This is a genomic window from Sphingomonas sp. P4_D12 (genome assembly GCF_056401895.1).
In genome coordinates, this window is the sequence record NZ_JBFUIL010000001.1 from 522,224 (window position 1) to 543,735 (window position 21,512).

The 21,512-nt window shown below is 64.0% G+C and carries 18 protein-coding genes; 10 read left to right on the forward strand and 8 right to left on the reverse strand.

Annotated features, from left to right (window positions below):
• Positions 1–271: 271 nt before the first annotated feature.
• Positions 272–1,054, reverse strand: a complete 783-nt coding sequence (locus tag AC1DSD_RS02505) for a hypothetical protein (RefSeq protein WP_478028198.1) — start codon at positions 1,052–1,054, stop codon at positions 272–274.
• A 114-nt stretch (positions 1,055–1,168) separates the two neighbouring features.
• On the opposite strand from AC1DSD_RS02505, the gene AC1DSD_RS02510 reads away from it, so the two are divergent.
• Complete coding sequence (locus AC1DSD_RS02510; protein WP_066812729.1) at positions 1,169–1,390, forward strand: hypothetical protein; 222 nt, start codon at positions 1,169–1,171, stop codon at positions 1,388–1,390.
• Positions 1,391–1,442: 52 nt separating this feature from the next.
• Positions 1,443–1,805, forward strand: a complete 363-nt coding sequence (locus AC1DSD_RS02515) for a hypothetical protein (RefSeq protein WP_478028200.1) — start codon at positions 1,443–1,445, stop codon at positions 1,803–1,805.
• Positions 1,806–1,869: 64 nt separating this feature from the next.
• On the opposite strand, the gene AC1DSD_RS02520 is transcribed toward AC1DSD_RS02515, so the two are convergent.
• The 3 genes from AC1DSD_RS02520 to AC1DSD_RS02530 all read right to left on the reverse strand — a co-directional run bounded on the left by AC1DSD_RS02520 (position 1,870) and on the right by AC1DSD_RS02530 (position 3,403).
• Complete coding sequence (locus AC1DSD_RS02520) at positions 1,870–2,436, reverse strand: glycine zipper 2TM domain-containing protein (protein WP_478028201.1); 567 nt, start codon at positions 2,434–2,436, stop codon at positions 1,870–1,872.
• A 168-nt stretch (positions 2,437–2,604) separates the two neighbouring features.
• Positions 2,605–3,033, reverse strand: a complete 429-nt coding sequence (locus AC1DSD_RS02525) for an OsmC family protein (protein ID WP_478028203.1) — start codon at positions 3,031–3,033, stop codon at positions 2,605–2,607.
• A 64-nt stretch (positions 3,034–3,097) separates the two neighbouring features.
• Positions 3,098–3,403 carry a glycine zipper 2TM domain-containing protein gene (locus tag AC1DSD_RS02530; protein ID WP_478028205.1) on the reverse strand — a complete coding sequence of 102 codons (306 nt, stop codon included), beginning with the start codon at positions 3,401–3,403 and terminating at the stop codon, positions 3,098–3,100.
• A gap of 1,462 nt (positions 3,404–4,865) precedes the next feature.
• On the opposite strand from AC1DSD_RS02530, the gene AC1DSD_RS02535 reads away from it, so the two are divergent.
• Complete coding sequence (locus tag AC1DSD_RS02535) at positions 4,866–5,504, forward strand: trimeric intracellular cation channel family protein (protein ID WP_478028207.1); 639 nt, start codon at positions 4,866–4,868, stop codon at positions 5,502–5,504.
• Here AC1DSD_RS02535 and AC1DSD_RS02540 read toward each other — a convergent pair.
• The 3 genes from AC1DSD_RS02540 to sppA form a co-directional block, all read right to left on the reverse strand.
• Positions 5,501–6,715, reverse strand: a complete 1,215-nt coding sequence (locus AC1DSD_RS02540; protein ID WP_478028208.1) for an MFS transporter — start codon at positions 6,713–6,715, stop codon at positions 5,501–5,503. The two genes, AC1DSD_RS02535 and AC1DSD_RS02540, sit on opposite strands and share 4 nt — an antisense overlap.
• Before the next feature lie 66 nt (positions 6,716–6,781).
• Positions 6,782–7,345, reverse strand: a complete 564-nt coding sequence (locus AC1DSD_RS02545) for an N-acetyltransferase family protein (RefSeq protein WP_478028209.1) — start codon at positions 7,343–7,345, stop codon at positions 6,782–6,784.
• Positions 7,342–9,231 carry a signal peptide peptidase SppA gene (gene sppA, locus AC1DSD_RS02550; protein ID WP_478028265.1) on the reverse strand — a complete coding sequence of 630 codons (1,890 nt, stop codon included), beginning with the start codon at positions 9,229–9,231 and terminating at the stop codon, positions 7,342–7,344. Before sppA ends, AC1DSD_RS02545 begins: the two co-directional genes overlap by 4 nt.
• Before the next feature lie 125 nt (positions 9,232–9,356).
• Here sppA and AC1DSD_RS02555 point away from each other — a divergent pair, with 125 nt between their 5' ends.
• The 4 genes from AC1DSD_RS02555 (at position 9,357) to AC1DSD_RS02570 (ending at position 13,747) form a co-directional block, all read left to right on the forward strand.
• Positions 9,357–10,745 carry an MATE family efflux transporter gene (locus tag AC1DSD_RS02555; protein WP_478028211.1) on the forward strand — a complete coding sequence of 463 codons (1,389 nt, stop codon included), beginning with the start codon at positions 9,357–9,359 and terminating at the stop codon, positions 10,743–10,745.
• A 159-nt stretch (positions 10,746–10,904) separates the two neighbouring features.
• Positions 10,905–11,192: a co-chaperone GroES gene (groES, locus tag AC1DSD_RS02560; RefSeq protein WP_066812912.1), complete on the forward strand. Its 288-nt coding sequence runs from the start codon at positions 10,905–10,907 to the stop codon at positions 11,190–11,192.
• A gap of 93 nt (positions 11,193–11,285) precedes the next feature.
• A complete protein-coding gene (groL, locus tag AC1DSD_RS02565) occupies positions 11,286–12,929 on the forward strand; it encodes a chaperonin GroEL (RefSeq protein WP_478028212.1) in 1,644 nt (547 codons plus the stop codon).
• A gap of 230 nt (positions 12,930–13,159) precedes the next feature.
• Positions 13,160–13,747 (forward strand): hypothetical protein, encoded by a 588-nt coding sequence (locus AC1DSD_RS02570; RefSeq protein WP_478028214.1) that lies wholly within the window; start codon positions 13,160–13,162, stop codon positions 13,745–13,747.
• On the opposite strand, the gene AC1DSD_RS02575 is transcribed toward AC1DSD_RS02570, so the two are convergent.
• On the reverse strand, positions 13,744–14,718 hold the full coding sequence (locus tag AC1DSD_RS02575; RefSeq protein ID WP_478028215.1) for a bifunctional helix-turn-helix transcriptional regulator/GNAT family N-acetyltransferase: 975 nt from the start codon (positions 14,716–14,718) through the stop codon (positions 13,744–13,746). The genes AC1DSD_RS02570 and AC1DSD_RS02575 overlap by 4 nt on opposite strands.
• A gap of 144 nt (positions 14,719–14,862) precedes the next feature.
• Here AC1DSD_RS02575 and AC1DSD_RS02580 point away from each other — a divergent pair, with 144 nt between their 5' ends.
• From AC1DSD_RS02580 to AC1DSD_RS02590, 3 genes are all read left to right on the forward strand, one after another.
• Entirely contained in the window at positions 14,863–16,476 is a 1,614-nt protein-coding gene (locus tag AC1DSD_RS02580) for a DUF6311 domain-containing protein (protein WP_478028216.1), read from the forward strand.
• Positions 16,477–16,562: 86 nt separating this feature from the next.
• On the forward strand, positions 16,563–18,422 hold the full coding sequence (gene pepF, locus AC1DSD_RS02585; RefSeq protein ID WP_478028218.1) for an oligoendopeptidase F: 1,860 nt from the start codon (positions 16,563–16,565) through the stop codon (positions 18,420–18,422).
• 152 nt (positions 18,423–18,574) lie between these two features.
• Complete coding sequence (locus tag AC1DSD_RS02590; protein WP_478028219.1) at positions 18,575–21,322, forward strand: TonB-dependent receptor; 2,748 nt, start codon at positions 18,575–18,577, stop codon at positions 21,320–21,322.
• Positions 21,323–21,512 lie beyond the last annotated feature (190 nt).

A 21,512-nucleotide genomic window follows, 5' to 3' on the forward strand; every position in this document is an offset into this window, starting at 1 on the left:
TGCGCGCCATGCTAATCGTCACCCCGGCCCTGTGCCGGGGGCCAACCCTCCACAACGGAATCAAGCCGTTGTTGCGCATTGGATGCCGGGACAAGCACGGCATGACGAATTCTGATGAGGTCGCTTGATGGGCCCCGGCCTTCGCCGGGGCGATCGCTACTTGGTGGCGATCGGTTTCAGCATCGACGCGAACGGCGTGACCCTTGCTGTCCGTTATCGGGAGGGTGAGCTCGCGTCGATGCTGAAGCGGCTAGAAGAGATGAGAACCCAATCAGTTCCCGTTATTTGCGACTAAATCGACTTCGGTCCTGCCGTCACCGCGCTTTTCGACATAAATGACATAGGCGCCGCCGTCCTTGCCGCGGACGCCGCCCAGCACGTGCTGGGCGCCATCGGCCTGATGTTCGGCCGAATAGCCGGCGGCAGTGACGCGGCCATAATAATAATCGAGTACCGTCTGGACCGAGGCGCCGGTCGAGAAGCTGACGACGCGAAGCGCGCAGCCATTGCCGGCGACACCCGCCGCTTCGTCGACCCGGGCGTCGGGATAGAGCGGGATGTCGGCGGGCAGGCGCTGCACCCAAGCGGTCGAATATTGCAGACCACGCGCGCAGCCCGATGTGCGCTTGTCGGCCTGGCGCTGGGCCAGTGCTCCGAGTGTCACCGAATCGCGTTTGACCTTGCATTGCGGGCAGTCGCCGGCCGAGGCAGGGGCCGGTTTGCTGCCGCCGCTCGACGAACCGGTGCCGTCGGCGACATTGGTGCCGTCGGTCTTGGACGGCGCCACCGAATCGGGCGGGGTCGCCCCCGAATAGGGCTGTTGCGGCGGGCGGACGGCGTCGTTGTTGGCCTGACCGGTCAGCGCGGGATCGACCATGATCTGATCCTGGAGCGCGCTCATCATCGCCGGGTCGCGACTATTGCCTGTCGTATTGCCGCCGGCCAGTTCGGCATCGAGCGAGTCGATATTGCTGTCGGCGGGCGGCTTCGATCCGCACGCGGCGAGCGCAAGCGGGGCAAGTGCCCAGGCCAGATTGCGAAAGGTGATGCCCACCCAAAAAACTCCGATCGGTTCGGCGCTCGCCATGCCTGCGAAGTGGTTAAGAAACGGCCTATGATGACGACATTGGACTTGCGCCCGAAGTGTATTGCCCACATATGACGCGACATGCTCAATGTGCTCTCGATCATCATCGGCGTGATCCTGCTGGTCGTCACGCTCGTCGCCTTGATCCCTTTTCTGGGCTGGCTGAACTGGCTCGGGCTGCTGATCGGTGCGGTTGGGCTGCTATTCGGCGCGCTGTCGAAGAACAAGGCGGGGCTGATCATCAACCTCGTCCTGATGGCGATTGCCGCGTTCCGCCTGTTCCTCGGAGGCGGCATCCTGTAAGATAGTCCCGCGCGCCCGTCCGCTTAGAGGCGGGAGGCTTAGGGGACGTCATATGCGCTACCGTTTCGGGGTGGGCGTCGCGATGCTGGGGCTGGCCGCTCCCGCTTATGCTGACGCTTGGGATTTCATCCTGATCAACAATTCCGGCAAGGAAATCACGCTGATCGAACTGTCGCCGGCCGGTGCCAATCAATGGCAGAAGAACAAGGTCGACGAAGGCGAGAAGCCCAAGAACTTCAAGGTCGGCGGCCGAAATACGGTCCATTTCGACAAGGCCGCGTCGCAGTGCAAATGGGAAATCAAGGCGACCTTCGCGGACACTAGTTCCGCTGTCTTCCCGGCGGTCAATCTGTGCGACGCCTCATTCGTCACGATCCGCTTCAACGGCACGACACCCGTCTCGAGCGCGAACTGACGCGAAACGAGGGCCCGGTCGGGGACCGGACCCTCGCATTTTTATCGCCTGAACGATCAGGATCTTAGCGGCACTGCACCCGGCCGCGGTCGATCGAGGACCCCAGCGCCGCACCACCCGCGACGCCGAGCAGGGTGCCGAATGTCGCCGAGCGTCCATTCGACAGGGCGTTGCCAAGCAGCCCGCCCAGCGCCGCGCCGGCGATCAGTCCAGTCGTGCCGTCCGAACGTCGGCAATAATAGCGTCCGTCATAGCCGCGATAGACGCGGTCGTTCCGGCTCAGGTGATAGGGACGATAATAGCGGCCGTCGCGATAATAGCGGTCGGCATAATAATATCGCTGACCCGGCTCCGTCCGGTTCCAGTCGTACGAGCGATAGCGGCGCCAGTCGCGCGTGTCCCTGCGGTAATCCCTGCGCGCATCGCGAATCTCGCCGTTGCGCTCGCGATTCGCGCGCTGGACGTCGCGCCAATTGTCGGCATGACGCAAATCCTTGCGGTAATCCTTGTTGGCGTCGCGGACCTCGTCGCGATATTCCTTGCGCGCCTGGTACGGATTGTCCTGGGCCATCGCCGCGATCGGGGTAATCGTCACGCTGGTGGCCAGGGCGGCCATGATTAGCCGTCGCATCATCATTCTCCCGTTGTTTGGGTGCGGTTAAAACAAACCGCACGGCCGGGAGGTTGCGTGAACGTAGAACTACCTCGCGTTCATCGGAGCGACAGTTGGCGTGATGCCGTTTCAGGAAGCTGAAACGGTCGCGGGCTGGCACCGTATCAGCGAAGCTGAAAAAACACGTCAGCCGTTGAGCGTGTGGGTCAGCGTGATCTCGGCATTGAGCACTTTCGACACCGGGCAATTGGCCTTGGCGTCGGCGGCGATGCGCGCGAATTGAGCCTCGTCGATACCCTCGATATGAGCGGCGAGCGTCAGGTCCGAACGCGTGATCGCGAAACCTTCGCCCTGCTTGTCGAGCGTCACCTTAGCGTTGGTTTCGAGCGTGCCGGCGGTAAAGCCCTCGCGAGCGAGTGCGAAGCTGAGCGCCATGGTGAAGCAACTGGCATGCGCCGCCGCGATCAGCTCCTCGGGATTGGTGCCGGGTTCGTCGCCGAAGCGGGTGTTGAAGCCGTATTTCTGGTCGCTGAGGACGCCGGATTGGGTTGAGACGTGGCCGACACCGTCCTTGCCGAAGCCTTCGTATTTTGCCGATCCGCTGCGTGTGGGCATGGTGCATTCCTCATAGAAGAAGGGCGCGGCCCTTGCGAACCGCGCCCCATTTAATCGTATCGCCTTAGCGGCAACGACGCTTCTTGGTGATCGTCTTGTCGATCGCCTGACCACCGAACGCGCCGGCGACGCCGCCGACGATCGTGCCGAGCGTCTTGTCGCCGCGGCCGGCGACACCATGGCCGATCAATGCACCGGCCACGCCGCCGACCACCAGGCCGGTGGTGCCGTTCGAGCGGCGGCAATAGGTGCGGCCGTCACGGCCGCGCCATTCGCGATATTGCGAGCGACGGGCATCGGCCTGCGTGAGCGGAATGACCGCCGAGGTGACCATCGACGCTGCGCTGAGCGCGAGCAGAACTTTACGCATATTGTTTCCCTTGCTTGGTAGTGGATGTGATTCAATGCCGGGTGCGTAACGTTCTCGCAGCGATTGGGTTGCATGGCGTGCCGAATCCGGGACGAAATGATCGCGCGACACTTTGTTTCAAGGCTGCTGCCATCTGTGCACGTTATCCACGTTATCCACAGGGCCTGGTGCGTGTTTCGTGCTTGGTGCGACTCGGCTTTGGTGACAGCATGATGACATCAGGAACGAGAGCGGTTCACCGAGAAATCGGAAGAAAGTTCAAGAACTTGATCTTCGAGAAGGTGCATCCGACCCGCAAGGGGAGGAGGGCGGTTTCGAGGTAGGGACGGCAGCGCTGCTGCGTCCGATTGGAGCGCGCAAGCGCGACGGCCGGACTATGCATCTGACGGACCGAACGCGACCAGGAAGCTTTCGGGCGGAATGATCGCGGGTCGCAGCGGAACGCTGTTCATCGAACCGGGCAACCGGGGAAATGGAAAGGGCATCGAGGCGACAAAGCGAAGACAGGATGCTTCGGCAAACTATCTTCGTAGGCCGCCGGTGGTCGGGTTGCTGAGACTCTTCGGATGATCGCGCCCGGCCCCGACGACCGACCCGGGAAGCTCAGGTGGGTCTTCGGATCAAACCGAGTGGAACGGCGCGATACCGGGGCAGCTTTCGGGCCAGCCGGGTAGAGCAAACCGCGATGGACGAAATGCCTTCGGGTGGTTCGGCCGGAGCGGAGCCGAGGGAAGAACGTCGCAAGACGATCCGAACGAAGCAAACGCGAGATTCCTGGGACTTTCGGGTCAGAGGGGTGGAGCGATCCGCGAAGGGAGAAGTGTCTTCGGATAGTTCGACCGGAACGGTGCAAAGGGAGGAACGTCGCAAGACGATCCGAACCGAGCAAAGCGCGAAACCTGGCGCCGTCTTCGGACAGCACGGGCGTAGCGAGCCGCCGAAACCAGAAAGCGCGGTCAGGTCGCAAGACATGATGAGCGGATCGAAGTCCGGCGACAGGGGAGTCGGTGGCAACACCGGCTCCCCAATTGCGTTTGGGGACTGGCGACATAGTCGGCTGTCCACCCCTGCTCCCCCGATTCCGCCCTCATTTATCTTTAGCCCTCTCCCGTATACGGGAGAGGGTTGGGTGAGGGTCTTCTTTCTTCTTTCAAGCAGCTGGAATTCAAGAAGAAAGAAGACCCTCACCTCCCACCGCCTTCGGCGGCGGGTCCCTCCCTCTCCCGCAAGCGGGAGAGGGAATTATCTTCCGAGCTTGCTTGCCGCGAGCGCCTTGAGATCCGCTAGCGGGCGCCGGCTGACGTACGGGATGCACTTTTTGCGGGGAACACCTTACCCTCGCTCTTAGGGGATAAGCACCGTTTACGTTTGGGGGAGCCTAGACACCTTTGGTTCGTCATCCGGGCTTTGCAGAACTCAAACCCTGTGGCGAAGCCTGGTTCGTCGCGCTACCCTTCGTCCGATGCTCCCCCACACCCCAGAATGGCTCCCCGCGATCGCGCCGTGGCTTGATCTGGCCGGGCTCGTCGTATTCGCCGCGTCGGGCGCGCTCGCGGCGGCGAGGCGCGGGCAGACGATGGTGACGCTCTGCTTCTTCGCGCTCGTCACCGGTGTCGGCGGCGGGACGGTGCGAGACCTGCTGATCGGGGCGCCGGTATTCTGGATCCATGACAGCCGCGCGGCGGCGGCGTGTTTGGCGGTTGCCTTCGCCGTGTGGCTGACTCCCGTCCGATGGTGGCGCGGGGCGGCGCTCGACTGGTTCGATGCGGTCGGGCTCGCCGCTTATGCCGTATTCGGCGCGGCCAAGGCGATCGGGTTCGGCGTGCCCCCGGTGCCGGCGGCGCTGATGGGCGTGGTGACGGCCTGTGTCGGCGGGATCATCCGCGACGTGCTGGCGGGGGAGCCGTCGATCATCATGCGGCCCGAAATCTATGTCACAGCGGCCGCGCTGGCGTCAGGCTCCTATGTCGCTTTGGGGTTGCTCGGCGTGCCGCTACCGGTTGCCGCGGCCATTGCTGCCGTCGCGGGGTTCAGCCTGCGCGCGGCGGCGTTGCACTGGAAGCTGGCGCTGCCGGCCTATCGCAAGGGCGAGCCGGGCTAGCGCGCTTCGCAAGCACGGGTTGGGCGACGCGGGGCAAAGCGCAGCCCGGTGACGAACGCCACCGCGGCCAGCACGATCATCACGCCGGCGAAGATCTCGCTGGCCCTGACCGGTCCGGCCACGGCGCCGACCATCGCGACGCCGATCACCGGAAGCGAATTGCCGATGAAACAGATCACCAGATAGACCGAGACCAACCCCGCGCGGCGGTCGGCGGGTGCGATCGTGTTGACGATCTCGAGGCTGCCACGATAGCCGAGCGCCAGTGCGATGCCGCCACATGTCGTTCCCAGCATCAACAATGCGAGGCTCTGCTGCGACTGAGCGAGGACCAGCAGCGCGAGCGCCGGCGCGATCGTCACCAACCCGCTCAGCATCGCCATCCGGCTCGACAGGCGCCGCGTCGCCAGCATCGTCGCGGCGGCGACCGCGAACAATTGCGCCAGGATCGCGCCGCTGATCGCCGGACTGGCGAGATGCATCGCCTGGTGCAGGATCGACGGCACCAGCGCCGCGTAGAAACCGACAAAGGCGAACGTGGCGAACGAGGTGATGGCGGGCGCGACAAAGGCGGCGCGCGCGTCCTGCGGCAGCGCGAATTGCGGGCGGAACAACGCGGCGTCGATCGCGCGGGTTGAGACCGTCTCGCGAGTCCGCGTCACTATCACGGCGACCGTGGCGATAGCGGCGCCATAGACCAGAAAGGGCAGGGCAAGCGGCAGCGGTGCGTAGCTCGCGAGCAGCCCTGCGATCAACGGCCCCAGGCCAATCCCCGCCATGTTGGCCTGGATCGCGAGCAGGGTCGCGCGGGGGCGGTCGTCGGGTCGGAGGTCGACCAGCCAGGCAGTGCCGGTGCCCGATGCTAGCCCAACGGCGAGGCCGCTGACGACGCGTCCCGCGAACAGCCATGCCGTGCTGTGCGCTGTCAGGAAGACCGACGCCGCGACCAGGCACAGGCCGATCGCGGCGAAGGCGATCGGGCGTCGGCCGATGCGATCCGACAGCCGGCCGAGGAACAGCAGCGCTGAGAGATTGCCGATGACATAAGCGGCATAGACGATCGTCAGCACGACGGCGGAGAAGCCGAACTGTGCCTGATACAAGGCATAAAGCGGCGTGATCATCGTGCTGCCGGCAAAGCCGATCGCGATCAGTCCCATCGCCGCCGCGGTGCCGCGCCGAGCCTGGGTTTGCGAAGACAGGTGGTTCATGCCGGGGACAACGCGCCGTCCCGGCACAGGTGCCGACACTTAGGTCGGGACCGAACTATCGCGGTGTCAGGCGCGGATCAGACCGACCTCGGAAAACGGCTTGGGCTCGGCCGGTGGGATCGCGGCATCGTTGAGCTCGCGCTGCCAGAAGCCGACGTCGATCCAGCGACCCTGCTTGAAGCCGAGCTCGCGCAGCACACCCTGACGGCGGAACCCCGCCGCTTCGTGCAGCCCGATCGTATAGTCGTTAGGCAGCGAAATCACGCTCACCGCCTGGACGAATCCCTGTGCGCGCAACGTGTTGATCAGCGCGGGATAAAGTAGCCGTCCGACGCCTTGTCCCTGGACCGGTCCGGAGACGTAGATCGAGGTCTCGACGACATAGCGATAGGCCGGCCGTTCGCGGAACTTGGTGGCATAAGCATAGGCCAGGACGGCATCGCCATCCTCGACGCCGTTGGTGGCGACGATCCACGGATAGAGCCCATCGCTCGCCGTCATGCGGTTACGCATCGCGCGCGCGTCGGGCGCCTCCGTCTCGAACGAGACCGTCGCGGTCAGCACATACGGCGCGTAGATCGCCGCGATCGATGCTGCATCCTCGGGCCGCGCGGGGCGCAGCGCGATCACTGCCAGATCGCCTTGATCAGCATCTGCGCCAGGGTGCGGTCGTCGGCATCGGAGCGGGCGTCGGAGAAGCCGGCGCATTCGAGGCAGCGTGCCTGGACCGAATTGACCGTCGCCAGCCGCTTGGCATCGCCCAGCGCGCGGGCGAACACGTCCTGACGCTGCGCGGCAAGCATCGCGAACAGATCGCCCGCCTTGGCGTCGTCGGTCGCGCTGGCGTCGTCATCGTCATTGTCGGCAAAGCCCTGGACCAGCTTGGCGAACCAGCCGGGCTGCTTTTCCAGATAGACGCGGCGCACGTTCTTGGCGTCGATCCCGGCGCGCTTGGCGGCTTCCGCAACGGCGTCGTCGAGCGAGCCGAAACGATCGACCAGCCCGAGCTGACGCGCGGTGCCGCCGTCCCAGACACGGCCCTGGCCAATCTCGTCGACGCGTTGCGGCGTCATCTTGCGGGCGGTAGCGACCCGGCCGATGAACTCGGCATAGCCATGTTCGATCGACGCCTGCAGGATCGAATCGACCTGGGGACTGGTGCCGCCAAAGACGTCGGGCTGGCCCGACAGGGGGGTGGTCTTCACCCCGTCGGTTGTGATGCCGAGCTTCTTGAGCGAATTCTCGAAGGTCGGGATGATGCCGAAAATGCCGATCGACCCGGTGATCGTATTGGGCTCGGCGAAGACCACGTCGCCGGCAGTCGACACCCAATAGCCGCCCGATGCGGCGAGCCCGCCCATCGAGACGACGATCGGCAGCTTTTGCGCCTTGGCTTCGAGCACCGCCTTGCGGATCGTCTCGGACGCCAGCGCCGACCCGCCGGGCGAGTCGATGCGCACGACGAGCGCCTTCAGGTCCTTCTTGGCCAGGCCGTCGAGCACTGCCTTGGCGATCGTGTCGCCGCCGGCGGTGCCGGGTCCGGCCTTGCCGTCGATAATATCGCCGGCGACGGTGACGATGCCGATCTTGTCGCCGGAGGTGGACATCGGGTGCGCTGCGACGAAATCGTCATATTTGATCGCGGCGAAGCTACCGGCGACCTTTTTCGGACCGTCACCCGCCAGTTGCGCCACGCGCTTGCCGAAAGCCAGCCGATCGCCGAGCTTGTCGACCAGGCCGGAGGCGAGGTTGGCGTGCGCGATATCGCCCTTGGTCGCGGCGATCGCCTGATCCGGCGCGGTCAGAAAGGCGTCGATCTGCGCCTTGGGCCGCGCCTTGTGGATCAGGTCCTTCCACTGGCTGAAGATCGATGCGTAGAGCGCGGTGAGCGCTTCCTTCGCTTCTGGCGACTGCGCGTCGCGCTCATAGGGTTCGACGAACGACTTGAACTTGCCGACGCGATAGACGTGGACGTTGACGCCGAGCTTGTCGATCAAGCCCTTGTAATAGAGCTGGTTGCCGCCGGGACCCATGAACAGCGTGCCGCCCATCGGGTTGAGCCAGACCTCACTGGCATTGGCGGCGAGCAGATAGCTGCCGTCGGTATAGGCAGTGGCATAAGCCAGCACTGGCTTGCCCGATGCCTTGACCCGGCCGAGCGCATTGGCGACCTCGGTCACCGCAGCGGGATAGCCGCCGCCATAGCCGTCGAGATCGAGCACCACGACCTTGACCCGCGAATCGTCCTTGGCCGCATCGATCGCGCGGACCAGGTCACGCAGGCGGAATTGGTGCTGCTTGCCGCCACCTTGCATCGCGGCGAACGGGCTGACGTTCTCCGGCTGTTCGACGATCGGGCCGTCGAGCTTGAGCAGCAGCGCCCCGTCGCGGACCGTGCTGTTGGGCTTGGCTGACAGAGCGGCAAATAAGATGCCGAAGAACAGCAGCATGAAGATCAACACCAGGCCGTCCTTGATGCCGACCAGAATCTTCCAGGCGCCGCGTACCAATTTCACGTCGATCGTCTCCCACTGCGCCATGCAGCGTGTCTTAAAGCCGCGATAGCCGCAAGTGTGATGGTTGAGCAATACGCATGATTTGGATTAGAGGCCGCGGACTTATGGTCGCGTTAGCTGCCCCCATGCCGCTGGCCGGCCCTGTCCCTGCCTCGACGCGCGCCGAGCTGTGGGCGCTGTTTCGCCTGTCCGGCCCGCTGGTCGGCGCGAATCTGCTGCAGATGGGCGTCTATGCCGTCGACGTGATGTTCGTGGCGCGGCTGGGCGCGATCGATTTCGCCGCGGCGACGCTGGGCGTGTTCCTGTTCAGCCTGATCATGTGGGCGATGATCGGCTTCACCGGCGCCTGCGCGCCGATCATCGCCGCCGAACTGGGTGCGCGGGCACATGCCGTTCGCCAGGTAAGGCGGTCATTCCGCATGGCGATGTGGCTGGGGCTGATCAGCGGGCTGTTCTTCATGGTGGTGCTCGCGTTCAGCCGGGAGATCCTGCTGCTGTTGGGGCAGGATCCGCGGGTGGCGGCACGCACCGGCGCGTTCCTCGACATCCTGTTGTTCATCATGGTGCCCAATATCTGGGCGGGAGTGATGCGCACCGTCGCCGCCGCGCTCGGCCGGCCGGGCTGGGCGATGCTGGTGACGGCGGGCGCGCTCGGCATGGGCGCGCTGGGCAATTGGTTGCTGGTGTTCGGCCATGCCGGCTTTCCCGCGCTGGGGCTGGAGGGATCGGCGATCGCCAGCCTGGTCACCGCGATCGCGATGATGCTGGCTTATGCCGCGATCCTGGCGTTCGACGGCAAGCTGCGCCGCTACCGCCTGTTCGGCAAATGGTGGCTGCCGCATTGGACGCGGATGGGCGAAATCGCGCGGCTCGGCGCGCCGATCGCACTGACCTTTACGCTCGAAGGCGGGCTGTTCGGTGGCGCGGCCTTCCTGATGGGACTGATCGGCGTGACCGAAGTCGCGGCGCACGCCATCGCGCTCAACATCGCCGCGCTCGCCTTTCAGGTGCCGTTCGGCATCGCCCAGGCGGCGACGATCCGGGTCGGCATGGCCTATGGCGCGCGCAACCGCGTCTGGATCGGCCGCGCCGGCTGGGCGTCGATCGTCACCGGCACCGGCTTCATGGTGCTGACCGCGACGACGATCTGGATCGCGCCGAAGCTGATCGTCGGGATCTACGTCAATGTCGACGACCTGGCGCGGGCCCGCGAAGTGACGCTGGCGATCCAGTATCTGGCCGTCGCCGCGATGTTCCAGTTGTTCGACGGCGCGCAAGCGGTCGCGGCGGGCGCGCTGCGCGGGCTGCAGGATACGCGCATTCCGATGGTGGTCGCGGCGTTCGGCTATTGGGTGGCCGGGTTCGGCACGGCGATCCTGTTCGGTTTCCATTTGCATTGGCAAGGCGTCGGCATCTGGGTCGGGCTCGCGGTCGGGCTGGCCGTCGTCTCGGCGCTGCTCGTCGCGCGCTGGGCGATGCGCGAGCGGCTGGGATTGCTGCCCGCGACCGGCTGACCCGGTCCGTCGCGGGTTCGAGTGCGCTCGCCCCGCTTAAGCAAAAGAATCTTCCGACCCCGTTGACGAGTTGGAAGACGAGACACATATGCGCTGCGTTGGCACTCGGGGGAACTGAGTGCTAATCCCAATTCAATTCCTATTGAGGGACTCACGCAAATGAACTTTCGTCCGTTGCATGACCGCGTCCTCGTCCGCCGTGTTGAGGCGGAAGAGAAGACTGCGGGCGGGATCATCATCCCCGACACCGCCAAGGAAAAGCCGCAGGAAGGCGAAGTCGTCGCCATCGGCACCGGCACCAAGAGCGAGGACGGCAAGGTCACCCCGCTCGACGTCAAGGCCGGCGACCGCATCCTGTTCGGCAAATGGTCGGGCACTGAGGTCAAGGTCAATGGCGAAGACCTGTTGATCATGAAGGAAAGCGACATCCTGGGGATCGTCGGCTGATCAATTCCGTCACCCCAGCGCACGCCGGGGTCTCAAGCACCATAAGCTCCCAGCTTTCGCTGGGATGACGAACCATAAGGAAAGGTAGCCAGCATGGCAGCCAAAGACGTTAAATTCAGCCGCGACGCGCGTGAGCGCATCCTGCGCGGCGTCGATATCCTGGCCGACGCGGTCAAGGTCACGCTCGGTCCGAAGGGCCGCAACGTCGTGATCGAGAAGTCGTTCGGCGCTCCGCGCATCACCAAGGACGGCGTTACCGTCGCCAAGGAAATCGAACTCAAGGACAAGTTCGAGAATATGGGCGCGCAGATGATCCGTGAGGTCGCGTCCAAGACCAACGATCTCGCCGGCGACGGCACCACCACCGCCACCGTGCTCGCCCAGGCGATCGTTCGCGAGGGCATGAAGTCGGTCGCGGCCGGCATGAACCCGATGGACCTGAAGCGCGGCATCGATCTCGCGGTGACCAAGGTCGTCGAGGACGTGAAGGCGCGCTCGAAGCCCGTCTCGGGTTCGAACGAGATCGCCCAGGTCGGCATCATCTCGGCCAATGGCGATACCGTCGTCGGTGAGAAGATCGCCGAAGCGATGGACAAGGTCGGCAAGGAAGGCGTGATCACCGTTGAAGAGGCGAAGGGTCTCGAATTCGAGCTCGATGTCGTCGAGGGCATGCAGTTCGACCGCGGCTATCTGTCGCCTTACTTCATCACCAACCCGGAGAAGATGACGGTCGAACTCAACGACCCGTACATCCTGATCCACGAGAAGAAGCTGTCGAACCTGCAGGCGATGCTCCCGATCCTGGAAGCGGTCGTCCAGTCGGGCCGTCCGCTGCTGATCATCGCCGAGGACATCGAGGGCGAGGCGCTCGCCACGCTCGTGGTCAACAAGCTGCGTGGTGGCCTGAAGGTCGCCGCGGTCAAGGCGCCGGGCTTCGGCGATCGCCGCAAGGCGATGCTCGAGGACATCGCGATCCTGACCAAGGGCGAGATGATCTCGGAAGACCTGGGCATCAAGCTCGAGACCGTCACCATCGGCATGCTCGGCACCGCCAAGCGCGTCTCGATCGACAAGGACAACACCACCATCGTCGATGGCGCCGGTGATGCCGATGCGATCAAGGGCCGCACCGAAGCGATCCGTCAGCAGATCGAGAACACCACGTCGGATTACGACCGTGAGAAGCTCCAGGAGCGTCTGGCCAAGCTCGCGGGCGGCGTCGCGGTGATCAAGGTCGGCGGTGCTTCGGAAGTCGAGGTCAAGGAGCGCAAGGATCGCGTCGACGACGCGCTGCACGCGACCCGCGCGGCCGTCGAAGAAGGCATCGTCCCCGGTGGCGGTACCGCTCTGCTCTACGCGACCAAGGCTCTCGAAGGTCTCAAGGGCGCCAATGACGACCAGACCCGCGGCATCGATATCGTCCGCAAGGCGCTCTATGCGCCGCTGCGCCAGATCGCGCAGAATGCCGGTCATGACGGCGCGGTGATCTCGGGCAAGCTGCTCGAGGGCAACGACCCGTCGCAGGGCTTCAACGCCCAGACCGACGTGTACGAGAACCTCGTCACTGCCGGCGTGATCGATCCGACCAAGGTCGTTCGCACTGCGCTGCAGGATGCGGCCTCGGTTGCCGGCTTGCTGATCACCACCGAAGCGGCGGTGTCGGAATTGCCGGAAGACAAGCCCGCCATGCCCATGGGCGGCGGCGGCATGGGCGGCATGGGCGGGATGGACTTCTGATTTCGGACGGGAGCAGCGAGAGCTGCTTCCGACACGAAATCGGAACGGACGGCGGGTCTTCGGCCCCGCCGAATATCCCGACCGACGTCAGGCMGCGGSTTCGCCGCTGCCCCGCCCCCAAAAAGAAAGGCCGACGGAGCGATCCGCCGGCCGGTCGTTTTATCCCGTCAGTAAAACGAAAGCTCGAAAAGCCGGCTATCGGATGGCTTGCCGTCTGCGGGTGTCTGCTCTTGCTCAGCTTTGTTCTGGGCAGGATCGACGACGCCACCGAGTTGGCGCCGGACCACAGCAACGTCATCGGATGGGATTTCGCAACAGGCGTTGTTGTCGCTCTCGTCGGCGCTGTCGTCCTGTGGCCGACGACAAATTCATGGCCGGCCTACAATCGGATCGGCTTCACGATCGCCAGTTCTTTTCTGAGTTTTTTGGCGGTCTCGATGACGCTCCTGCCGGCGAGCGAGATCGTCGAGGGATGGATCGACTTTCCGCCCGCGAAGACAGTCACATATCGGCAGGTGCCAATCGCGATATCGCGAGCTTATCGGACGCATGGAAAAGGTCAGAGCTGGAACATCCAGACCATGCCGCTCTGGTCGAATATCGAGATCAGCGAAGATGACTATGCCTGGATGCTCGCCCATCGGCGTCCTGGGGACGTTGCGTCAGGTCCGGACGAGATAAAAAGCGAGGGGTATTTCTGCGTTCTGGCCAGCATCCAGAAGGCCGGGGATGCCATTCGGATACTCCATGGAGGGCGGGCGGGGCTGCCACGCGGAAGTATCGAATTGTGTCCTTCCGACGTCCAGAAAACGACCTAAGCAACGACGGTCGTTGAACTAAATCTGTCTTGCGTGCCCCGATACAGCATCGCCACATTGCACCGCGCGTAGCGCTTGCCGAACTCTTCCATAATTCCCTCGTCGTGCACGAACCCTGCCTTCTCATAGAGATGCACGCCCGCTGCACCCTTGGCGTTGCTCAGCAGATACAGCCGGTCGCACCCCAGCGTGAAGGCGCGCTCGATCGTCGCGTGGAGCAGGAATTCGCCCGCTTTGCGCCCGCGCGCTTTCGGCACGACGCCCATCTTGGTCAACTCGAACTGACGCTCGCCGGTCTTCTGCAGCGCGCATGTCCCGACGATACCGAGCTCGGGATCCTCGACGAACAGCACGTCGCCGCCCGGCTCGATCAGCCGTTCGCGCGGGTGGCTGAGCACGTCGATATCGGTTGGTTCGAGCGTGTACATGTCCTCGATCCATTGCGCGTTGATGCGATAGAAATCGGGCGCGAGTTCATCGCTGAACCGGCGGATGGCGAGGCCGCCGCGCGGGCGCCGCTCGAGCGGTTGCGCGGCGAGCGCGGTCTCTATCGCGGCGATCTGCGCCAGGAAGGCATCGACGTCGCACACTTCGGCAACCGCGGCGCGCAGCCGCGGCCACAGCACCGTCCTCGCCAGGTCCATCGCCTCGTGACCCTTGTCGGTCAGCGCGATCGTCCGGGTACGCTGGTCGCGTTCGTCGCGGCTGGTCTCGATCAGGCCGAGGTCGAGCAGTCGTGATTGGATGCGCGTCACGGCGGGCTGGCTGATCCCCATCCGCTCGGCCAGATCGCCCACCGTCTGGGGACCGTGACGATGAAGCGCGGTGAGGAGGGGCATCTGGCTCGGCTGGGTCGGCAGGTTGCAATCGGCAGCGATGCGTTCGGCGCCGCTCTGGAAGCGTTCGGCCAGTCGCTTGAGGCGGCTGCCGAGCATAACCGCTCCCTCGAACGCTATCGCATCGTCGACCATCGAATCGTCCTCGTGTTGCTATAAATATAACGTGATATATATCGCGTTATGGAGTCAAGCCCAGATCAGAAAAATCTCCCCTCGCCGAAAGGACTTTGGCCGTCCGTTAACTATAAAGTAGCGCCGGTCGGGCAAGCCGCTGGAGTGCGCGCGCTTCTGCCTCGATTGCCTTTGCTGCTGTTGCCGCTGGCGCTGTTCCTTGCGCTATTCCACCCGGCAACGCTCGATATCGGCAATGCCGGCTGGCTGATCCGTGGGTCGGACAATGGTGAGAATGCGCTGGGGATTCACGCGTGGCTGCACGATCCTGCGCCGGGCGTGCTGCGGACGCGCCAGCTCAACGCCCCCGACGGCGTGCCTTTATTGTTCACCGACAGCAATCCGCTGATTGGTATCGCAGCGCGGCCGCTCGCCTCGCTGTTGCCCACCGATGCGCAGTTCGTCGGTCCATGGATTCTGGTCTGCCTGTTCCTGCAGGTCTTCTTCGCTTGGCTGTTGCTCAGGAAATACGCACCAGGGCCGATCGCCTTATGGTGTGGCGTGATTCTGCTCGCTGCGCTGCCAACGCTCGCCAATCGCTATGTCCACGCCAATCTGATGGCGCACTGGCTGATCCTGTGGGCGCTGTGGCGCTTCCTCGATCCGGGGCGGGCCGGATCGAACCGGGGCTGGGCGGTGCTGCTGCTGATCGCGGCATTGGTGCACAATTACCTGCTGATGATGGTCGGCGCGATCTGGCTGACCGCAATGATCGAGCGCTTCGTGATCGCGGATCGGCGTGGGCGCGTCGTCCTGGTTGGCGGCGCGGCGGTGATTTTGGCGATGGTCGCGGGTCTCGCCTGGCTGCTCGGGGCCGGAGAGGCGCATACGCTGGCGGGCAATTACGGCGCGTTCGCGATGCCGATCGACGCGCCCATAAACCCAGGCACGCCGGTTTATTCGCGCCTCCTGCCGTCTGTCGCGCAACGCGCCGGGCGCGGGTTCGAAGGATTCCAGTATCTCGGTGCCGGCTTGCTCCTGCTGTTCCCGATCGCGGTGGTGGTCGCGTGGAGGCGACCGGCGGCGGACAACCAGCGTTCGTCGTTACGTCGCTTGCGCTGGCTGATCCCCGCGCTCGTCGCGCTGACCTTGCTCGCGATCAGCAATTATCCCGATGTCGCCGGGCAGATGCTGCCGCGCATCCCGTTGCCGAGTTTTCTCATAGCGGCGCTGGATTTGGTCCGCGCATCGGGCCGGCTGTTCTGGCCGGTCGCCTATGTGCTCGTGCTGGCCGCAATCCTTGCAGCTTATCGGCTACCGCGTGCCCAGGCCGACGGCCTGCTCGTATTGCTGCTGGCGATCCAGATCCTCGATCTGTCAGGCATGGCGGCCGTGGTCCGCGCACAGAGTGCCGAGGCCGGTGCGCATCGCCTCTACGTCTTGACGCCCGATCTCCGCTGGGATCGCGCGATCGCGGCGGCGAGCGACGTCACCTTCGTACCGCCCGACGCGACGCGTGATCTCTCGCTGTTCCAGGAAGTCGCCTGGCGCGCGGTAGGCCAGGGCAAGCCTGTCCGATTGGTCTATGCGGCACGCGATTCGGTTGCGACCGTCGAGCGCCAGCGGCGCGAGCTGGCGGCGTTCACCGCGGGGCAGGTCGATCCGCACCGCCTCTACGTGCTGGCGCCCAACGTCGCGGTGCCCGCGACGGCGGCCGGGCGGCTCACACGGATCGATAATATTCCGGTGATCCTGCCCGTCGGTGCGCTAACCCGCTAATACACACTTCCCTTTGGCCAGTCGTCGCGGCAGGATGAGTGCGTCCACTCGATGCCGGTCCACCGGCGCGCTCAAAGGGAAATAGCATGACCGAACTTTCGCGCCGTGAGGCGATGACCGCCGCGGCGATGATTTCGATCGCCGCGGCGATGCCGGCCTGGGCGCAGGACGCGGCGCCCGGTGCGATGTGGGATTTGACCGACCTTTATCCCAACGACGCTGCCTGGGACGAAGCGCGCAAGAAGACGTTGGCCGAGGTGCCGGGCCTGGCCAAGTATCAGGGCAAATTGGGCGAAAGCGCCGAGACGCTCGCGGCCTTCCTGGTCGCTCAGTCCGATATCGGCCGTGCCGCGAGCCGGGTCTATACTTATGCCAGCCTCAATGCTGACGCCGATCTGCGCGTCTCGGCCAATCAGGAGCGCCAGGCGCAGGCGATCGACCTGTTCACCGCGTTGGGGGAGGCGACCGCTTGGTCAACGCCTGAGATCCTGTCGCTCGGCAAGGCGAAGATCGACGGGTTCATCGCCTCCAACGACACGCTGAAGAAGCGCTTCGACTTCGCGCTCGCCGATACGTTGCGCCAAGCCGAGCATACCTTGTCGCCGGAAGGCGAGACGCTGCTGGCGGGCGTGGGCTCGCCTTTGTCGGGGCCGAGCGACATCCGCGAGCAACTCGTCGCGTCGGACATTCCCTGGCCGACCGTGACCTTGTCGACCGGCAAGCAGGTGCGGCTCGACGATCAGGCCTATACGCTCAACCGCGACGCGCCCAATCGCGCCGACCGCAAACTGGTATTCGACACTTTCTGGGCCGAATATGGCAAGTTCCAGAATTCGCTCGGCGCGGCTTATGCCGCCAAGCTCAAGGCCGATGTGTTCCGCAAGAAGGCGCGCAAATATCCGACCTCGCTCGCCATGTCGCTGTCGAGCAACAATGTACCGGAGGGCGTGTACCGGACGCTGGTGGCGGAGACCAATAAGGGCCTGCCCGAACTGCACCGCTATTTCGAATTGCGCCGCAAGCTGCTCGGCCTGCCCGACATGGCTTATTACGATATCTATCCGCCGCTGGTGAAGCTCGATCAGAAGGCCGATCTCGCGGACATGCGCGCAAACACGCTGGCGGCGACCAAGGTGCTCGGCCCCGAATATGTCGATCTGCTCGGCAAGGCGACCGCGGGCAAGTGGATGGATCCGTTCCCGCGGCCGGGCAAGAAATCGGGCGCCTATATGAACCCGGGTGCGGCGTATGACCTGCACCCGTATCTGCTGCTCAACCTGGGGCACAATTACGAGGGGATGACGACCTTCGCGCACGAATGGGGCCATGCGATGCACACGCTGCTCGCGAACAAGAACCAGGTCTATGAGAAGTCGGACTATCCGTTGTTCCTCGCGGAGATAGCCTCGACCTGTAACGAGCAGCTGCTGGCGGCGTATATGGTCGCGAATGCCAAGACCAAGCAGGAGAAGCTCTATTATCTCGGCATGCAGCTCGAAGGCATGCGCGGGACTTTCTACCGCCAGGCGATGTTCGCCGAGTTCGAACTTGCCGCGCACGACAAAGCGGAAGCGGGTGAGGGGATGTCGGGCGAGAAGTTCAGCGCGATGTATCTCGATCTGCTCAAGCGCTATCACGGACCCAAGGTCGCGGTGTCGGACACATACGCGTCCGAATGGGCGTACATTCCGCATTTCTATTCGAGCTTCTACGTCTATCAATACGCCACCTCGATCTCGGCGGCGTCCTATTTCGCGCGCGCGATCCTGAAAGGCGGCGCCAAGGAGCGCGACACTTACCTCACCGTCCTCAAGTCGGGCGGGTCGGATTATCCGACCGAGATCCTCGAGCGCGCCGGCCTCGATATGGCGAGCCCGGCGCCATATCAGGCGATCATCCAGACGTTCCGCGAAACGCTGGATGCCTGCGAGAAGTTGATGGCGTGAGACTATCTATGCCCCTCGCCTTTAGGGGAGGGGCTTTATAGCGCCACGTCGCAAAACCGACCCCGAATCGTAACGCGGACGTCATCCTGGTGTCGCGCGAATGTCGCGCGCCGGGAATAGCGCGCCTTGCGACGGGACGTTGGGATTTACCAATGTCTCAGCTCTTCGGGGGTTACGACATGGTCAGCTTCACGCTGCGCGGCACGACGTCGCGCTTCGCTCTCGCCGTTATCGCTCTGTGTGTTGCGACGCCGTCATTCGCGGCCGACGGACAGACCGCGCCTGCCTTGCCGGCCACGAGTGATGCCCCGCAGACTGCGGATAGCGGTGCTGCTCCGAGCGATGCTCCGAGCAGCGACATCATCGTGACCGGCAGCCGCGCCGCGCTGCGCGCCGCCACCGCCGAGAAGCGGGACGCCGACAATTTCGTCGAAACGCTCCACGCCAACGATGTCGGCAAGCTGCCCGACCAGAATGTCGCCGAGGCGGTCAAGCGCCTGCCCGGGCTGTCTGTCGCCAACGATCAAGGCGAAGGGCGCTATGTCGTCATTCGCGGTATCGACCCGAGCCTGGTCAACGTCACGCTCAACGGCCAGACTTTGCCCGCGCCCGAGCCGGACGGCCGCGTGGTCAAGCTCGACGATCTTCCCTCGGCGATGATCCAGTCGGTCGTCGTCACCAAGTCGCTGCTCGCGAGCCAGGATGCCAATGCGATCGGCGGCGAGGTCAATGTCCGGACCAAGACTGCGTTCGACAGCAAGGCGCCGTTCTTCTTCGACGCCCGCGGCGCGATCGGCCTGTACGGCATCAACAAGAAATCGCCTTATGAGGTTGACGGCACGATCGGTGGCCGGTTCGGCGCCGGCGAGACGTTCGGCGCGGTGTTGTCGGTCAATTATTCGCGGCGCCCGATCGAGTCCGAGAATTTTCAGGGTTCTTCGGACTGGACCAACACCGTCGGCGGCGTGGCCGTTCCGGCCGGTGGCGGCTATCGCGACTACAATCTGTTCCGCACGCGCCTGGGCATTGTCGGCAATTTCGATTGGCGACCGAGCGACGACGTGAAGCTCTATATCCGCTCGAGCTATTCCAAATATCAGGACCATGAGACTCGCGATCAGAACCTGCTCGCGATCAACTTCCCGGCAAAGGGCAGCGGGGCCTATAATGCTCTTACCTTGTCCACGCTGCCGGCCACTGCGACGATCCTGGTCCGCCATCGCGAAGAGGACGACAACACCAAGTCGGTGACCCTGGGTGGCGATTTCAATGTCGGCGGCGGCAAGCTGTCGATGTCGGGCGGTTGGACCCGGGCCGAAAAGGTCGACCCGATTCGCAGCGAATTCACCTTCACCTATACGCCGCCCAAGACCAACCCGCTGTTTGCGACCTACGATCCCTCGACCTACCCCTATACGTTGGTGCCGAGCGGTACGAATGCCGGGATCTTTTCGGACCCGGCCAATTTCATCCAGAGCAAGCTGAAGGCCGAGCACCGCTTCACGTTCGAACGCATCTGGCAGGGCAGGGCCGATTACAGCCACCCGTTGGCGATCGGCACCGACTCATCGTTCCAGGTTGGCTTCAAATATCTCGACCGCCACAAGAATGACGACCACGACCTGACCAGTTACAAGAGCACGAAGGGCGCCAATTGGACGCTCGATACCGTCGGATTCCTGGGCGACAGCGACTTCTACAACGGGCAGTTCAACTTCGGTCAGCGGATCGACTGGAACAAGGCGCGGGCCTATCTCGTCGCGCATCCGAACGTGGCGACCTTCGACTATGCTGGCAATCTGGGCGGCTCGCTGGCGCCCGATTACGACGTCAAGGAACGCATCCTGGCGGGCTATGCGATGGTCACGCTAAAGTTCGGCAATTTGACCATCGTCCCAGGGGTGCGCGTCGAGAATACGCGCGATCAGACCGCGGCGAAGATCGTCGGCCCCGCGATCACCGCGATCGGCAAGACGATCACGACCGACGCGGCCTATGCCGCGGCACTGGCTGCCAATAACAGTTTCAACGCCCGCGCCACCAACAGCTACACCGACTGGTTCCCCGGCCTGAACGTCAAGTTCGCGGCGTTGCCCAATTTGTTGCTACGCGGCGCGGTCACGACGTCGATCGGCCGCCCGAATTACAGCACGCTGGCGCCGTTCATCACGGTGACGCCGAACGATCCCAATCCGGCCACGGTTGCCGCCGGCAACCCCTTCCTGAAGCCCTACAAAGCGGTCAATTTCGACGCCGCGATCGAATATTATCCGACCAAGGACAGCCTGTTCAGCGTCGGCTTCTTCTACAAGGACATCAAGAACCCGATCTATCAGATCGTCCAGAAGGGTATTGCCAATCCGGGCGACATTCCCGGCGCGTCGGCGACCGACTATCCGAAGATCGACCTCACCCAATATACCAATATGGACAAGGAGTTCATCGGCGGCGTCGAGCTCAACGCCCAGACCCAGTTCACCGGTCTTCCGGGTTTCCTGAGCGGCTTCGGCCTGTCGGCCAATTACACGCACGTTTGGGGCCATGCCACCGGACCGGGGTTCCGCGCCGGCGCTATCCCGCTCGCCTATCAGTCGCACGACCTCGGCAATGTCAGCCTCTTCTACGAGAAATACGGCCTGACCGCGCGGCTGGCGTTCAATTACCGCTCGGCCTTCTCCGACGTGGTCGGCACCAGCGCGGCCACCGACTCCTATTGGGATGCGCAGGGACAGCTCGACCTGCACGTCGGTTTACAGGTCACGCCGCAATATACGATCTATGTCGACGCGGCCAATCTGACTGACTCGCCATGGCGCCACTATCAGGGCAGCAAGGACTTCCTAGTCGAACGCGAGCGCTATGGGTCGACCTACCGCATTGGCGTGCAGTTGCACTTTTAGGAGCGGGTTGCTCCCCCGTTGGGAGCTGCCTTTTCCGCCGCCTTCAAAGCTGGCGACGCTGCCGGTGGTCGTTGATCGGCGAAAATTCGCCGGGCGCCGAAGCTTTCAACTGCGCGGTTTTGCAGGCAGGGCCGCGTACGTGTCATGATATTGTAGTGAAAGGTAAATTTACGTTCTATTTGGACCTAAC

What these genes read in the sequence shown, in the direction of transcription:
- groES (WP_066812912.1), top strand. Translation starts at nt 10,905, where the DNA reads ATGAACTTTCGTCCGTTGCATGACCGCGTCCTCGTCCGCCGTGTTGAG.
- groL (WP_478028212.1), top strand. Translation starts at nt 11,286, where the DNA reads ATGGCAGCCAAAGACGTTAAATTCAGCCGCGACGCGCGTGAGCGCATC.
- pepF (WP_478028218.1), top strand. Translation starts at nt 16,563, where the DNA reads ATGACCGAACTTTCGCGCCGTGAGGCGATGACCGCCGCGGCGATGATT.
- AC1DSD_RS02590 (WP_478028219.1), top strand. Translation starts at nt 18,575, where the DNA reads ATGTCTCAGCTCTTCGGGGGTTACGACATGGTCAGCTTCACGCTGCGC.
- AC1DSD_RS02510 (WP_066812729.1), top strand. Translation starts at nt 1,169, where the DNA reads ATGCTCAATGTGCTCTCGATCATCATCGGCGTGATCCTGCTGGTCGTC.
- AC1DSD_RS02535 (WP_478028207.1), top strand. Translation starts at nt 4,866, where the DNA reads ATGCTCCCCCACACCCCAGAATGGCTCCCCGCGATCGCGCCGTGGCTT.
- AC1DSD_RS02530 (WP_478028205.1), bottom strand. Translation starts at nt 3,403, where the DNA reads ATGCGTAAAGTTCTGCTCGCGCTCAGCGCAGCGTCGATGGTCACCTCG.
- AC1DSD_RS02555 (WP_478028211.1), top strand. Translation starts at nt 9,357, where the DNA reads ATGCCGCTGGCCGGCCCTGTCCCTGCCTCGACGCGCGCCGAGCTGTGG.
- AC1DSD_RS02540 (WP_478028208.1), bottom strand. Translation starts at nt 6,715, where the DNA reads ATGAACCACCTGTCTTCGCAAACCCAGGCTCGGCGCGGCACCGCGGCG.
- AC1DSD_RS02520 (WP_478028201.1), bottom strand. Translation starts at nt 2,436, where the DNA reads ATGCGACGGCTAATCATGGCCGCCCTGGCCACCAGCGTGACGATTACC.
- AC1DSD_RS02515 (WP_478028200.1), top strand. Translation starts at nt 1,443, where the DNA reads ATGCGCTACCGTTTCGGGGTGGGCGTCGCGATGCTGGGGCTGGCCGCT.
- AC1DSD_RS02525 (WP_478028203.1), bottom strand. Translation starts at nt 3,033, where the DNA reads ATGCCCACACGCAGCGGATCGGCAAAATACGAAGGCTTCGGCAAGGAC.
- AC1DSD_RS02575 (WP_478028215.1), bottom strand. Translation starts at nt 14,718, where the DNA reads ATGGTCGACGATGCGATAGCGTTCGAGGGAGCGGTTATGCTCGGCAGC.